This window comes from Pedococcus cremeus, assembly GCF_900111375.1.
GTDB classification, from domain to species: domain Bacteria; phylum Actinomycetota; class Actinomycetes; order Actinomycetales; family Dermatophilaceae; genus Pedococcus_A; species Pedococcus_A cremeus.
The window spans coordinates 1-13,905 of sequence record NZ_FOHB01000002.1 but is presented as its reverse complement, the minus strand read 5'-3'; the positions used below and the strand labels follow the sequence as shown (position 1 = coordinate 13,905).

15 protein-coding genes are annotated in these 13,905 nt (G+C 70.8%); 9 read left to right on the top strand and 6 right to left on the bottom strand.

Features of this window, described 5'->3' with window-relative positions:
* Positions 1 to 49: 49 nt before the first annotated feature.
* Entirely contained in the window at positions 50 to 1,087 is a 1,038-nt protein-coding gene (locus BMW78_RS03695; RefSeq protein ID WP_091756605.1) for a Gfo/Idh/MocA family protein, read from the bottom strand.
* On the bottom strand, positions 1,084 to 3,282 hold the full coding sequence (locus BMW78_RS03690) for an MMPL family transporter (RefSeq protein ID WP_091756603.1): 2,199 nt from the start codon (positions 3,280 to 3,282) through the stop codon (positions 1,084 to 1,086). Before BMW78_RS03690 ends, BMW78_RS03695 begins: the two co-directional genes overlap by 4 nt.
* Before the next feature lie 149 nt (positions 3,283 to 3,431).
* Between BMW78_RS03690 and lipB the strand changes: the two genes are divergently transcribed.
* The gene (gene lipB / locus BMW78_RS03685) at positions 3,432 to 4,067 is read left to right on the top strand and encodes a lipoyl(octanoyl) transferase LipB (protein WP_091756601.1); all 636 of its coding nucleotides are present in this window, start codon (positions 3,432 to 3,434) and stop codon (positions 4,065 to 4,067) included.
* 37 nt (positions 4,068 to 4,104) lie between these two features.
* Complete coding sequence (locus tag BMW78_RS03680) at positions 4,105 to 4,728, top strand: DUF6198 family protein (protein WP_091756599.1); 624 nt, start codon at positions 4,105 to 4,107, stop codon at positions 4,726 to 4,728.
* Positions 4,729 to 4,761: 33 nt separating this feature from the next.
* Here BMW78_RS03680 and BMW78_RS03675 read toward each other — a convergent pair whose 3' ends face one another.
* Positions 4,762 to 5,094, bottom strand: coding sequence for a tetratricopeptide repeat protein (locus tag BMW78_RS03675; RefSeq protein WP_091756597.1), 333 nt, complete (start codon positions 5,092 to 5,094; stop codon positions 4,762 to 4,764).
* 200 nt (positions 5,095 to 5,294) lie between these two features.
* Here BMW78_RS03675 and lipA point away from each other — a divergent pair, with 200 nt between their 5' ends.
* On the top strand, positions 5,295 to 6,305 hold the full coding sequence (gene lipA, locus BMW78_RS03670; RefSeq protein WP_091756596.1) for a lipoyl synthase: 1,011 nt from the start codon (positions 5,295 to 5,297) through the stop codon (positions 6,303 to 6,305).
* Positions 6,306 to 6,325: 20 nt separating this feature from the next.
* Positions 6,326 to 7,060: a DUF4191 domain-containing protein gene (locus tag BMW78_RS03665; protein ID WP_091756594.1), complete on the top strand. Its 735-nt coding sequence runs from the start codon at positions 6,326 to 6,328 to the stop codon at positions 7,058 to 7,060.
* A gap of 6 nt (positions 7,061 to 7,066) precedes the next feature.
* Here BMW78_RS03665 and BMW78_RS03660 read toward each other — a convergent pair whose 3' ends face one another.
* Entirely contained in the window at positions 7,067 to 7,927 is an 861-nt protein-coding gene (locus tag BMW78_RS03660) for an ATP-grasp domain-containing protein (RefSeq protein ID WP_091756592.1), read from the bottom strand.
* Positions 7,928 to 8,117: 190 nt separating this feature from the next.
* Between BMW78_RS03660 and BMW78_RS03655 the strand changes: the two genes are divergently transcribed.
* Positions 8,118 to 8,954, top strand: coding sequence for a DUF4097 family beta strand repeat-containing protein (locus BMW78_RS03655; protein WP_177180258.1), 837 nt, complete (start codon positions 8,118 to 8,120; stop codon positions 8,952 to 8,954).
* 2 nt (positions 8,955 to 8,956) lie between these two features.
* A complete protein-coding gene (locus BMW78_RS03650; protein ID WP_091756589.1) occupies positions 8,957 to 9,556 on the top strand; it encodes a PadR family transcriptional regulator in 600 nt (199 codons plus the stop codon).
* Positions 9,557 to 9,602: 46 nt separating this feature from the next.
* On the opposite strand, the gene BMW78_RS03645 is transcribed toward BMW78_RS03650, so the two are convergent.
* Positions 9,603 to 10,076: an RDD family protein gene (locus BMW78_RS03645; protein WP_091756587.1), complete on the bottom strand. Its 474-nt coding sequence runs from the start codon at positions 10,074 to 10,076 to the stop codon at positions 9,603 to 9,605.
* A 223-nt stretch (positions 10,077 to 10,299) separates the two neighbouring features.
* Here BMW78_RS03645 and glnA point away from each other — a divergent pair, with 223 nt between their 5' ends.
* The 3 genes from glnA to BMW78_RS03630 all read left to right on the top strand — a co-directional run bounded on the left by glnA (position 10,300) and on the right by BMW78_RS03630 (position 13,496).
* Positions 10,300 to 11,724: a type I glutamate--ammonia ligase gene (gene glnA / locus BMW78_RS03640; RefSeq protein WP_091756585.1), complete on the top strand. Its 1,425-nt coding sequence runs from the start codon at positions 10,300 to 10,302 to the stop codon at positions 11,722 to 11,724.
* Positions 11,725 to 12,247: 523 nt separating this feature from the next.
* Positions 12,248 to 12,577: a hypothetical protein gene (locus BMW78_RS03635; RefSeq protein ID WP_218144214.1), complete on the top strand. Its 330-nt coding sequence runs from the start codon at positions 12,248 to 12,250 to the stop codon at positions 12,575 to 12,577.
* Positions 12,578 to 12,887: 310 nt separating this feature from the next.
* Positions 12,888 to 13,496, top strand: a complete 609-nt coding sequence (locus BMW78_RS03630) for a dienelactone hydrolase family protein (protein WP_091756581.1) — start codon at positions 12,888 to 12,890, stop codon at positions 13,494 to 13,496.
* A gap of 166 nt (positions 13,497 to 13,662) precedes the next feature.
* On the opposite strand, the gene BMW78_RS03625 is transcribed toward BMW78_RS03630, so the two are convergent.
* Positions 13,663 to 13,905: dihydrofolate reductase family protein (locus BMW78_RS03625; protein ID WP_177180257.1), on the bottom strand; the 243-nt coding region annotated here is incomplete at its 5' end.

Sequence of the window (13,905 nt, the reverse complement as noted above, 5' to 3'; positions counted from 1 at the left end):
CCCGCTCTGGCATGCCGACTCCGACGCACCAACCCCGCGGGCGGCGCTGCTAGATCCGCTCCCCCGGCGTGATGACGTCGACCACCCGGCGACCCTCGGCGCTGACCCGGGCGGCGTCGATGACGGCGGCGGTGTGCACCGCGTCGCGGGGGTCGACCGGCATGTTGCCGACCGGGTCCTCGCTCGTGAGCGCCTGTGCCACCGCCCGGTAGAAGTCCGCCTGGTGCGACTGCTGGCGGACCACCGGCTGGCGCTCGTCGCCGCGGTAGACCCAGCCGGCGCAGCCGTCGTCGTCGCGCAGGTCGGAGAAGATGTTGGGCTCGGCCTCGAACTGGTTGAGCAGGAACGCTCCTCGGCTGCCGAGCACCCGGACGCGCGGCCCGGGAGCCGCGGAGACCGAGGTCGCCCCGAGGTGGCTGACCACCCCCGAGGTGTGCCGGCACGCGAGGAAGGCGTCGTCCTCCGCGTGGGTGGTGCGGGCGTGCACCTCGGCGTAGACAGTCTCGACCTCGCCGAAGAGCTGCACGGCGGCGTCGACGAGGTGGGAGTGCAGGTCGAGCAGGATGCCGCCGCCCTCGGCCGGGTCGGCCTGCTCGCGCCAGCGTTCCTTCGGCACGGGACGCCAGCGCTCCCAGCGCAGCTCGGCGCGGTAGACCTCACCGATCGTCCCCGACCGCACCACCTCGGCGAGCGTGGCGTGCTCGGCGTCGTAGCGACGGTTCTGGAACACCGTGAGCGGCACCCCCGCCTGCTCGGCGGCGTCGACGACCTCGAGCGCAGAGTCGGAGTCGACCGCCAGCGGCTTGTCGACGACGACGGGCAGCCCGGCCTCGATGACCGTCAGCGCGTGAGCCGCGTGGTCGCCGCTCGGCGTGGCCAGCACGACGAGGTCGAGTCCCTCCACCGCGAGCAGGCCGTCGAGGTCGGAGACCACCGTGGCGCCCGGGTGATCCTGCTCGACGGCCGCCTGCCGCTCCGGGTTGGACGTCGACACCGCGACGACCTCGAGGCCGGCCTCCTTGAGCAGGGGCGCGTGGATCGTGCGCCCTGCCATGCCGTAGCCCGCCAGTCCAACCCGTGTCGTCATGCGTCGACCCTAGAGGCGGCCGCTGCCTCCGGCGCCGGGGGTGGCCCCGGGGCCCCGGCCGCGAGCTCCTCGCGGGCCAGCCGGCTCGGCCACCAGATGCGCGGGCCGATGTCGTAGGCCAGCGCCGGCACCAGCAGCGACCGCACGACCAGGGTGTCGAGCAGCACACCGAAGGCGACGATGAACGCGATCTGCGCGAGGAACAGCAGCGGCAGGATCGCGAGCGCGGAGAAGGTCGCGGCCAGCACGATGCCCGCGCTGGTGATGACGCCGCCTGTGACGGCCAGGCCGACGAGGATGCCGCGCCGCGTGCCGACGCGCCCCGACTCCTCCCTCACCCGGGTCATGAGGAAGATCGAGTAGTCGATGCCCAGGGCGACCAGGAACACGAAGCCGTAGAGCGGCGTGGAGGGGTCGGCGCCGGGGAACCCGAAGACGTGGTTGAAGACCAGCGCCGAGATGCCCAGCGTCGCGGCGAAGGAGACGACGTTGGCGGCCACCAGGAGCAGTGGTGCGACCAGCGACCTGAGCAGCACGGTGAGCACGAGGAAGACGACCAGCAGGATCGTCGGGATGATGACGCGCACGTCGCGGTCGCTGGCGTCGCGGACGTCGAGGTTCATCGCGGTCTGCCCACCGACCAGCACGTCGGTGCCGACCTGGTCGAGGTCGGTCCGGAGCCGGCGCACGACGTCGTCGGCCTGGGGGCTGTCGGCCGCCGCGGTGAGCGTGGCCTGCACGAGGACCTTGCCGTCCACGACCTTGGGCGGCGCGCCCGGTGCCGCGCCGGCATACGGATCGTTGACGCCCTTCTCCTTGGCGAGCAGGTCGACGACCTGCTGGGCCTTGGCCTCGGGGACGACCACCTGCACGGGGCTGCCGGCGCCGGCCGGGAAGTGCTTGGCGAGCACCTCCTGCCCGGTGACGGACTCGACCTCGTTGAGGAAGGTGTCGGCCTGGCTGATGCCCTGCGCCTTGAACGTCGGCACGAAGGCTGCGGCAGCGAGGAGCGCGACCAGGGTGATCACCCACGTGCGGCGGGGGTGGGTGCCCACGAGGCCGGCGACGCGGCCCCACAGGCCGCGCGTGCCGATCTTGGCCGCGGAGTGCACGTGGTCGACGCGCGGCACCGCCGGCCAGAAGATCCGGCGGCCGAAGAGCAGGAGGACGGCGGGGAGGAAGGTGAGCGCCGACACCAGGGCGCCGGCGATGCCGAGCGCGCCGACGGGGCCGAGGCCGGACGTGGAGGCGAGGTCGGAGAGCAGCAGGCACAGCAGGCCGAGCACCACGGTGGCGGCACTCGCCACGATGGGCTCCACGGAGCCGCGCCAGGCCCGCTTCATGGCCTCCCAGGTGCTCTCCTGGTCGTGCAGCTCCTCCTTGTACCGAGAGACGAGCAGCAGTGAGTAGTCGGTCGCGGCGCCGACGACCAGGATGAACAGGATGCCCTGCGACTGCCCCGACAGGCCGATGACCCCGTTGTCGGCCAGCGGGTAGACCACGAGCACGGCGAGGGCCAGGCCGAAGATGGCCGTGATGAGCACCGCGATGGGCAGGATGGGGCTGCGGTAGACGACCAGCAGGATGACGAAGACGACGCCGAGCGCGACGAGCAGGAGGATGCCGTCGATCCCGCCGAAGGCGGTGACCAGGTCGGCGGTGATGCCTCCCGGGCCGGTGACGTAGGTCTTGAGCCCTGCTGGCGCCAGCGACGTCTTCGCCTCCGCGCGCAGCTGGTCGGCGGCCTCGAAGAGGGCGGTGGTGTCCCCGACCGGCGCGGCGGCCTTCTGCTCGTCGAGCGGCACCACGAGCAGCAGTGCCTGCCCGTCCTGGCTCGGGATGGCCACCTTCGGCGTCTCGGTGAGGTAGTCACCGAGCGTCTTCCCCTCACCGAGCGCGGGCAGCTTCAGCTGCGGAAGACCCTGGACGTATGCCGCGGCGGCGCGCTGCTGCTCCGGGGTCACCTTCGTGCCGGCGTCCATGACGACGATGAACGGGATCGACCGGCTCTCACTGAACCGCGCGACCTGGTCCATCACCTCAGTGGACTCGGCCGTTTCCGGGAGGAACGACGCGTTGTCGTTCTTCTGCACCTCGGAGAGCTTGCCGACGAGCGGGCCGCCGACCCCACCGACGCCCAGCCAGACCAGCACCAGCACCAGTGCACCGATACGGACGAACCACCGCGTTCTCATCAGGCTCCCCAGCTCGATCGTCCGCGGCCGGTTGTCTGCAGCCGCGTGGGCACCACCCTAGAGGGGCGGTGTCGAACGGCATTCGACGACCGCGCCGGTGCGGATTGGCCGGCCCGGAGGGGGGCCGGGGCTGGGCGTACCCTGACGGCATGCGCTTTGAGCACCTCGGCTTCGCCCCCGACTTCGTCGACTACATGGCCGCCTGGGACCGGCAGCGCGAGGTCCACGCGGCGGTCGTCGAGGGCGCCGAGGACACCGTGCTGCTCCTCGAGCACCAGGCGGTCTACACCGCGGGCAAGCGCACCGAGCCGCACCAGCGGCCCTTCGACGGCACCCCGGTGGTCGACGTCGACCGCGGCGGCCTGATCACCTGGCACGGCCCCGGCCAGCTCGTCGGCTACCCGATCGTGCGGCTGCAGGGTGTGCCCATCGACGTCGTGGCCCACGTGCGGCGGCTCGAGGAGGTCATGATCCGGGTCTGTCGCGAGTTCGACGTCGAGACCACCCGGGTCGATGGCCGGTCGGGCGTCTGGGTGCTCGCCGACGAGCGCGGCCCGGACCGCAAGCTCGGCGCCATCGGCGTTCGCGTCAGCCGCCAGGTGACGATGCACGGCTTCGCGCTCAACTGCGACGCCGACCTCTCGTGGGCCGACAACATCATCGCCTGCGGCATCGAGGACGCCGGGGTCAGCTCCATCAGCCGAGAGGCCGGGCGCAGCGTGACGGTGCAGGACGTGCTCCCCTACGCCGAGAAGCACCTCGCCGAGGTGCTCACCGTCGCCTGACGGGAAGAACACCGGCCACGGCAGGGTTGGACGTCGCGTGACCCGTCGCGTCCTGCAGCTCGTGATCGCCTGTGCCGTCCTGGGGGCCGGTGTCGCCCTGCTGCTGGGAGCGGCCCTCGGCTCCGACGGCTACAGCTCCCTGGTCTCCGGTCTCACCATCGCGACCGGCCTCCCCTTCGCCGTGGTCAACGTCGCCATCGCGGTCGCCCTCATCGCCCTGGCCTGGACGCGCGGGACGCGCCCCGGCCTCGGCACCCTGGTCCAGCCGGTCGTCGTCGGCGTGGTCGTCGGCTGGCTGCTGCCGCTGGTGCCGCGGCCCGACGCCCTCGGGCTGCGGTTCGCCGAGCTGGCCGCCGCCTTCGTGCTGCTCACGCTCGGCGTGGCCGGCTACCTCGCCACCGAGACCGGCGCCGGGCCGGCCGAGGCGGCCGCGCTCGCCTTCGACCCCCCGGTGGCGTTCCGGTGGAGCTACACGGTGCTGCAGGTCGGTGGCGCGCTGGCCGGCTGGGCGCTCGGCGCGGCCGTCGGGCCCGGCACGATCGTGACCGCGCTGCTGGTGGGCCCGGCCGTCGACCTGGCCCGCCGCACCCTGTTCCGAGCACCCCGGGCCACGTCGGCGAGCCCACCCGCGGTGGCCCAGCCCGCCGCCGAGCCCTGCTGACGGGACGCCTGCCGAGGCTCGGTCAGGCAGCCGTCAGGGCAGCAGGTCGTCGTTGCCGGTGAGCGCGGCCGCCACCCGGAGGTAGACGCGCGCCTCTTCGTGCCGGCTCTGCCGCTGCAGGGCGCGCCCGAGGATGATGTGCGCGTAGGCGTCGACGGGCGAGCGCTCGATCAGCAGGCGGGCCTGCTCCTCGGCGCTGCGCAGCATGGCGGCGTGGAAGTACGAGCGCGCGAGCAGCGTGCGCACCTCCGCGTTGCCCGGCGCCTCCTCGATGATGCCCTCGAGGATCGCCACGGCCTGGCGGTAGTTCCGCTGCTCGAAGTTCAGCTCGGCCATCCCGAACTGCAGGCGGAGCGAGTCGGTCATGCCCCCACAACACCACGAGGCACGGCCGTGTTCCACCCCTCTCCCCAGCACCGCGGCGGTATGCCGCAGGCGGGACCGCAGGGAATACCGCACTGGCCGCGGGCGTACCCTTGAGTGGACGCCCGGTGACCTCCGGGCACTCTCGTGCCGCCGCGGCATACCGGTCGTGGGGCACCACCCGAGCTCGCAAGGGAGTCTTCGTGACCGTCGCACCCGAGGGCCGCCGTCTGCTGCGTGTCGAGGCGCGCAACGCGGAGACGCCGATCGAGAAGAAGCCGTCGTGGATCCGCACCACCGCCAAGATGGGGCCGGAGTACACCTCGCTGCACTCGATGGTGAAGCGTGAGGGCCTGCACACCGTGTGCCAGGAGGCCGGGTGCCCCAACATCTTCGAGTGCTGGGAGGACCGCGAGGCGACCTTCCTCATCGGTGGTGACGTCTGCACCCGCCGCTGCGACTTCTGCGACATCGCCACCGGCCGGCCGCAGCCGCTCGACCGCGACGAGCCCCGCCGCGTCGCCGAGTCGATCGCCCAGATGGACCTGCGCTACGCGACGGTGACCGGCGTCGCCCGCGACGACCAGCCCGACGGCGCCGCCTGGCTCTACGCCGAGACGATCCGCGAGATCCACCGGCAGAACCCGACCACCGGCGTGGAGATCCTGCCGCCCGACTTCGGCGCCAAGCCCGAGCTCGTGGGGCAGGTGTTCGACGCACGGCCTGAGGTGTTCGCCCACAACCTCGAGACCGTGCCGCGCATCTTCAAGCAGATCCGGCCCGCCTTCACGTACGAGAAGTCGCTGAAGGTGCTCTCGATGGCCCGCGAGGCCGAGCTGGTCACCAAGTCGAACCTCATCCTGGGCATGGGCGAGGAGGACCACGAGATCGAGCAGGCGATGCGCGACCTGCACGACGCCGGCTGCGACATCCTCACGATCACGCAGTACCTGCGCCCCTCGAAGCTGCACCACCCGATCGACCGGTGGGTCAAGCCCGAGGAGTTCGTGCACTGGAGCGACCTGGCCGAGGAGATCGGCTTCAAGGGCGTCATGGCCGGTCCGCTGGTCCGTTCGTCCTACCGCGCCGGCCGCCTCTACGCCCAGGCGATGGCCAAGTGGGGCCGCGCGATCCCGGACCACCTGCAGCACCTGGCGACCAAGGCCGACGGCCCCGCTCGCCAAGAGGCGGCCTCGTTGGTGGCGCGGGCCTGACGCCCCGTATCCTGAGCAGCATGGCGCGCAAGGAGAAGCAGCAGTCGACCGAGCCCAAGAAGCAGGGGCGCGTCGGACAGATCCGCCAGGTGTACACGGCGGCTCACCAGGTCGACCGGCTCATCGGCTGGTGGATGCTGCTCGCCGCCGTCGCGGTCCTCGTGGTCGTCGTCGGCATCGGCGTCCTCGTCGGCCACTGGGTCTACGCCCTCATCCTCGGCATCCCGCTGGCGGTGCTCGCCGCGACCATCACGATGAGCCGCCGGGCCGAGCGGGCCGCCTACAGCGCCATCGAGGGCCAGCCCGGCGCCGCCGGGGCCGCGCTCGGGGCCCTGCGCCGCGGCTGGTTCTACGAGCAGCAGCCGGTCGCCCTCGAGGGCGCCCGCGGCACGCGGCCTGAGGACATGGCCGGCGCGGCGTTCGTCTTCCGCGCGGTCGGCCGCCCCGGCATCGTCCTCGTCGGCGAGGGCCCGCAGGGGCGGGTGACCAAGCTGCTCGAGTCCGAGCGCAGGAAGACCGCTCGCGTCGCCCCCGGCGTGCCGCTGCACCTCCTGCAGGTGGGCTCCGGCGAGGGCCAGGTCCCGGTGCGCAAGCTCTCGAACAAGCTCACCCGCATGAAGCCGGTCCTCACCAAGGAGGAGGCCTCGGTCGTCAACAAGCGGCTGAAGTCCCTCGGCGGCATGCGGCCGCCGGTGCCCGCCGGCATGGACCCGATGCGCGCCCGCGTCGACCGCAAGGCCATGCGCGGCCGCTGACGCGGGTCAGGGCAGCTCCGCCAGCACCGCGACCGTGAACCGCCCGAGCGCCTCCTCGTCGAGGCGCAGGAACAGGTCGGGCTCGATGACCTCGAGCTCCATCAGCGTCGGCACGCCCTCGACGTCGACGAGGTCGACCCGGGCGTAGGTCAGCCGGTCCGGGGCGCACGCCATCGCACGCCGCGCGGTCTCCAGCTCGGCCGGTGTCGGCTCGTGCGGGTGCTCCGTGCCGCCGTGGTGGGCCTGGACGCGGTAGTCGCCGGCGGCCGGAACCTTGCGCACGGCGTGGGACAGCTCGCCGCCGAAGAAGAGCAGCGAGGTCTCCCCCGCCTCGATCTGCGGGGCGAAGGGCTGCACGACGACGTCACCAGCGGCCACGAGGCGCTCGACGTGGGCAGCGGCCTCGGCCGAGCAGGGGTCGGTGCGCAGCGTCTCGCGGGCCCCGCCGTCGACCGCGGGCTTGGCGACCACGTCGGACCACCCGCAGGCGGCCAGCCGCTCGGCGGCACCGGAGGAACCACGTTCCAGCATGAGCGTCGGCAGCACCGGCACGCCCTGCGTCGCCATCTCGGCGAGGTAGCCCTTGTGCGAGTTCCACCGGATCACACTGGCGGGGTTGACGATCCGCGTCTGCGCAGCGACTTTCTCCACCCAGGTGAGGAACTCGTCGAGCCGGGTGAAGTAGTCCCAGGGCGAACGCACCACCACGAGGTCGTAGCCGCCCCACGACACGTCGGCGTCCCAGTGCTGCAGCTCGGCGCGCACGCCTGAGTCACCCAGTGCCTGGACCACGAGCGGGGCCTCGGGGTCGTGCTCGGCGAACGCGAGCGAGTTGACGACGACGATCTTCGGAGCGGGGGCCGACATGCCGGCAGTCTCCCAGCCACCCCCCGAACGCCGACCCGTGGGGCGGCCGTTGCGGGGCCCGGCGGGTTCGCCCGCCAACCCCTTGCGGACGCGACACTCGCGATATAACGTGTTCCCAACGCGATATAACGCGACTCTTCCGAGGCGAGCTCGGGACCAAAGAGATAGAGACCAGGAACAGGAGCGGGTCATGACGGAGAAGTGGCGGGTTGAGGGTCCCCGGGTCCTCGACATCGGCGAGGACGGCGAGCAGGTCCGCAACCTCAAGGTGGGCATCATCGGGGGTCGGGTCGACGTCGTCACCCACGACGACTCCCCCACCGCGCGGGTCGAGGTGTCGGAGGTGGAGGGCGATCCGGTGCTGGTGCGCTGGGACGGCTCGACCCTGAAGATCAGCCACGGCCCCGACACCGACAACGGCATCCTCGACCGGGTCCGCCGGACCGTCGTGGACGGCATCGACCGCAACCGGGTCGTCGTCAGCATCTCGATCCCGCAGGACGCCACGGCCAGCGTCAGCACGGTCAGCGCCGAGGCCCTGGTCGCCGGGGTCCGCGCCGAGGTCAAGACCAACACCGTCTCCGGGTCGCTCACCCTCGACGACGTCTCCGGCCGGACCTCGGTCAACACCGTGAGCGGCGCCGTCGAGTGCAGCCGGCTCGACGGACCCCTCTCGGTCAACTCGGTCTCCGGGTCGGTCACGGCGCAGCAGAGCACCCTGCCCGACGTCACGATCCACACCGTCAGCGGCGACATCGCGCTCGACATGCTCAACGGCGCCGCGAGCATCTCCTCGTCGTCGGTCTCCGGTGACGTCACGGTCCGCTCGCCGCTGGCCGGCTACGACGTGCGGGTCAGCTCGGCCAGCGGCCAGGTGGTCGTCGACGGCCGCCAGCTCCGCCGCGGGCCCCACTCGGCCGGTGGGCAGCTGAAGGAGGGTGACGGCGCCCTGCGGCTGAAGGCGAACGCCGTCTCCGGCAACGTCGTGCTGCTGCGCTCCACAGGTGCCGACGAGCAGGCGGTCTGACCATGAGCCCCGTCTTCGCCCACGGCCAGCTGCGCCTCTACCTGCTGGCCCTGCTCAACGAGGGTCCGCGGCACGGCTACGAGGTGATCCAGGACCTCGAGCAGCGGTTCAACGGCCTCTACACGCCGAGCGCCGGCACGGTCTACCCGCGGCTGGCCAAGCTCGAGGAGGAGGGGCTGGTCGAGCGTTCCGAGGAGGGCCGCAAGGCGGTCTACCGCATCACCGACGCAGGTCGCGCCGAGGTGGCCGCTCGCGCCGAGGAGCTCGCCGCGCTCGAGACCGACCTCGACCACTCGGTGCGCGCCCTGGCCGAGGAGGTCCGCTCGCGGGTCAGCAGCCAGAGCAGCGACCTGCGCACGGAGCTGAAGGAGGCTGCCCGTCGGGCCCGGAGCACGGCGACGCCCGCCGGCGGTGGCTCCGACGGGTGGCACAACTCCGCGCCGTCGGTGCGCCAGGAGGTGGAGTCGGCGGTGGCCGAGCTCCGTGAGGAGGCCCGCCGCGCGTGGCGGCAGTACGGCCTCACCTCCGAGCAGGGCCGGGAGGTCGTCGACATCCTCGCCGACGCGTCACGCCGCATCCAGGAGGTGGTGCGCCGTCACTGACGGCGCATCGCCGTGCCGGCCACGCGGCATACCGGGGCGTGGTCCGTCAGAGTCGGACGATCACGGTGCCGGCGGCCTTGTCGTGCAGGCCGCGGCCGTCGCGGTCCCAGAACATCGCCGGCAGGAACAGGCAGAGGAGCACGGTGCGCACGACCGTCTGCACCGGGCTCGGCGGCCGGCCGTTGATGCTGCGGACCCGCAGGCCCACGACCCGGTGGCCGATGGTGTAGCCGAGCGTGCCCACCAGCAGCAGGTTCTCGACGCCGAAGATGACCAGGGTGATCCAGGCACCCGAGCCGGCCGTGGCCGTGAACGGCAGCGGCACGTGGAAGAGGCCGAAGGCGATGAAGGTGCACAGCGTCCAGTCGACGAGGACGCCGAGCAGGCGCCGCCCGACCCGACCGATCGAGCCGGACCCCTCTCGCGGCAGGCCGAGGCGCTCCCCGGCGTACTCCGCTGCCTCGGGCGCGCGCGAGCCGGGGCCCTGGAGCCACGAGCCGACGTCCTTGCGATCCACCACGGTGAAAGCCTAGTTCGTGCCTGGTCACGGCCGAGTCGCCGGTATGCCGCGTGAGCGCGCTTCCCGCGCGACGTTCCGCCTCGTGGGCGCCACGTTCCAGAATGTGGGACGGTCTTCCCGTAACACCGGCGAAACATTTGGGTCATGGGTGGGAAACCCGCGGCCGTTACGGTGGGTCGCGACGCACCGGGTGGCTTCCCGCCGCCCCTTCACAGGAGGCTAGATGTTCAGCAACGCTGACGAGGTTCTCGCGTTCATCAAGGACGAGGACGTCAAGTTCGTCGATATCCGGTTCTGCGACCTGCCGGGCGTGATGCAGCACTTCAACGTGCCCGCCCACAGTGTCGACAAGGACTTCTTCACCAACGGCCAGATGTTCGACGGCTCCTCGATCCGTGGCTTCCAGGCGATCCACGAGTCGGACATGAAGCTCGTCCCCGACGTGCGCACCGGGTTCGTCGACCCGTTCCGCAAGGAGAAGACGCTCGTCATGAACTTCTCCATCGTCGACCCCTTCACCGGCGACGCCTACAGCCGCGACCCGCGCAACATCGCGTCCAAGGCCGAGGCCTACCTGAAGTCGACGGGCATCGCCGACACGGCCTACTTCGGCGCCGAGGCCGAGTTCTACGTCTTCGACGACGTGCGCTTCGAGACCAAGGCCAACGCCAGCTACTACTACATCGACTCCATCGAGGCCGCGTGGAACAGCGGTCGCGAGGAGGAGGGTGGCAACCGCGGTTACAAGACCCGGTTCAAGGGCGGCTACTTCCCGGTGCCGCCGGTCGACCACTTCGCCGACATCCGCGACAAGATGTGCCTCAACCTCGCCGAGGTCGGCCTCGAGGTCGAGCGCTCGCACCACGAGGTGGGCACCGCGGGCCAGCAGGAGATCAACTACAGGTTCAACACCCTGCAGCAGTCCGGCGACGACATCATGAAGTTCAAGTACGTCATCAAGAACACCGCGTGGGACTACGGCAAGACGGCGACCTTCATGCCGAAGCCGATCTTCGGTGACAACGGCTCGGGCATGCACACGCACCAGTCGCTCTGGAAGGACGGCGAGCCGCTGTTCTACGACGAGCGCGGCTATGGCGGCCTGTCCGACCTCGCCCGCTGGTACATCGGTGGACTGCTCAAGCACGCGCCGGCGCTGCTCGCGTTCACCAACCCGACGGTCAACAGCTACCACCGCCTGGTGCCCGGCTACGAGGCCCCGGTCAACCTGGTCTACTCGGCCCGCAACCGCTCCGCCTGCGTGCGCATCCCGATCACGGGCAGCTCCCCCAAGGCCAAGCGCATCGAGTTCCGCGTGCCGGACCCGTCGTCCAACCCGTACCTGTGCTTCGCCGCCCAGCTCATGGCCGGCCTCGACGGAATCAAGAACCGCATCGAGCCCCCGGAGCCCGTGGACAAGGACCTCTACGAGCTGCCGCCCGAGGAGCACGCCGCGATCCAGCAGGTGCCCGGGTCGCTTCCCGAGGTGCTCGACGCCCTCGAGGCCGACCACGAGTTCCTGCTCCAGGGTGACGTGTTCACCGAGGACCTCATCGAGGCCTGGATCGAGTGGAAGCGCAAGAACGAGGTCGACCCGATCCGCTTCCGCCCGCACCCGCACGAGTTCGAGATGTACTTCGACATCTGAGCGAGCACGGGTCTCTGACCTGCTGACTGTCGGACCTGCTGACTGTCGCTTGAACGGCGGCTGACCTGCGAAAACGTCGTTGGACTTCTCGCAGCGTCAGCCGCCGTTTCGCGTTGGCATGTGTCATGGATGTGTAACAGCAGTGCGGTCCCTGTCTCGAGGTATGGCCGACCTGGGATGCTGACCAAACCGTGCCGCCGCCTCCACGAACCTCTCGCGGTGTTCCGGTTGGTGACCGTCCTACGTGACTCACCTTTGCTGCTCGCGGGCGGCCGCACGACCAGACGTCCCGATCTGGGGACTTGCTGGGACATTGCACGCCGCCATGGAATGACTGCCACCATCACGGCATGTCTCCCATGCGGCGCCTACGGACGTGGATCCGCACCCGCGAAGGAAGTCGCGCCTCCGATTGCCGCCACAGGGTGCTCTAGTGACTAGCGGCGTCGCCGCGACCGTGCTTATGTCCGCCTGCTCATCCATCCCACCGGGCGCGCCAGACCCGATGACGGCCACGACCCCCGTGACCGGATCCATCCCGCCCGCGCCGATTGCAGCGGCGATGGCGGCGAGCACGCGAAGCGCGGAATGGACACTCATCGGCATGTCAGCCGATGGCCAGCGCCTCTTCATCAACTACTCGATCGGAGATCCGTGCTCGGAGAGCGCCGGAATCTTGGTCGAAGAGACGAGCGATACCGTCACCGTCACCGCAACCACCAGGGTGGTCAAGCGGGCCAGTGACTGCGAGTCCGTGATGCGCAAGGCCAACGGGTACGTCGACCTGAGACAACCACTGGGGAAGCGCGCACTCATTCACGCGTCCGAAGCGCGCACGCCCGACAACCCTTGACCCGCCCACGCTGCCGTGCCAGCTTGGGAATTGGGCTCACCTACGCAGCGCGAGCTCAAATGCACTCACCCTAAGTGACCGCCAAGGCACCTCTTTGGCTCTCCGTTGGGCAGGGTTAGGGCACGACGAAGACACGCCGCCTCGCTTGACGGGGCTAGCCCAATCCGGACCGTGAAGTCGTCCTGTCATGCCGATGTGCGGACGTGTAGTTGTCACTCCCTGGGCCGGTCGGGCCATAGGCCCCTGGTCGTCCTTCCGCTGCGACTGGTAGGCCGATCGCAGGAGCGGTCCCGTCGTCAGGAGGAGAGACATGGCCTCGATAGCGCTGTTCCACTCGGTGCTCGGCGTACGACCAGGCGTGCATGACGCCGCCGCGCGGCTGCGCGCACGCGGGCACGAAGTGCTCGTGATCGACCAGTACGACGGGCGGTCGTTCGACGACTACGCCACCGCGGTCGCCTATCAGGAGGAGGTGGGCTTCCCCGCGCTGATGCAGGCCGCTCTCGACGCCACGGCCGACCTGCCGGACGGCTTCGTGGTGGCCGGCTTCTCCAACGGCGCCGGCATGGCCGAGCACGTCGCCCTGCACCGCCAGGTGGCGGCTGCGGTGCTGTTCTCCGGTGCGCTGCCGCTGCGGTTCCTCGGCGCCGACGCCTGGCCGGCGACGGTGCCGGTGCAGCTGCACTACGCCGTCTCGGACCCGAACCGCAACCAGGACTGGGTGGACCAGTTCCTCGCGGCGGTGCGCGCATCCGGAGCGGACGCCGAGTTCCACGAGTACGTCGCGTCCGGGCACCTGTTCACCGACGCCTCCCGGCCAGACGAGTTCGACCCGCGCGCCACGGAAGCGCTGTGGGCCCACGTGCACGACTTCCTCCGGAACATCCCCCGAGCGGCCCACGTCAGTGTGTCGACCTGAGCATCGCAGCGTCCTTCGCGGATCCGCGCGGTCGGGCCGAGCATTCGACGTCCGTACGACAACTCAGGGAGAGCCGGAGCGTCCCGGTCTGGGCCGAACAGTGAAGGGCCCCGTACCTGGGCCGCCAGGCGTTGCTCAAACGGGCCGCTACGTGCATTCCTGTTCATCACCCGTTGATGCGGTACCTCAGCCAGACGCTCCCGCTGGCAGTCGGCGTGGCGGTGACGAGAGTCAGCTCACGGAGATCATTCACCTGCGCGAACAGGCGTGGGCCGACCGGATCGACGACACGACCCACGGCGAGACACAACTCGTCGACCAGACCCTGAGCCAGCAAGGACTGGGCAAGGGTGATGCTGCCGTGTACGCCCACGTCGCCCCCCGTCTGCGCCCTCACCTGGGCCACGAC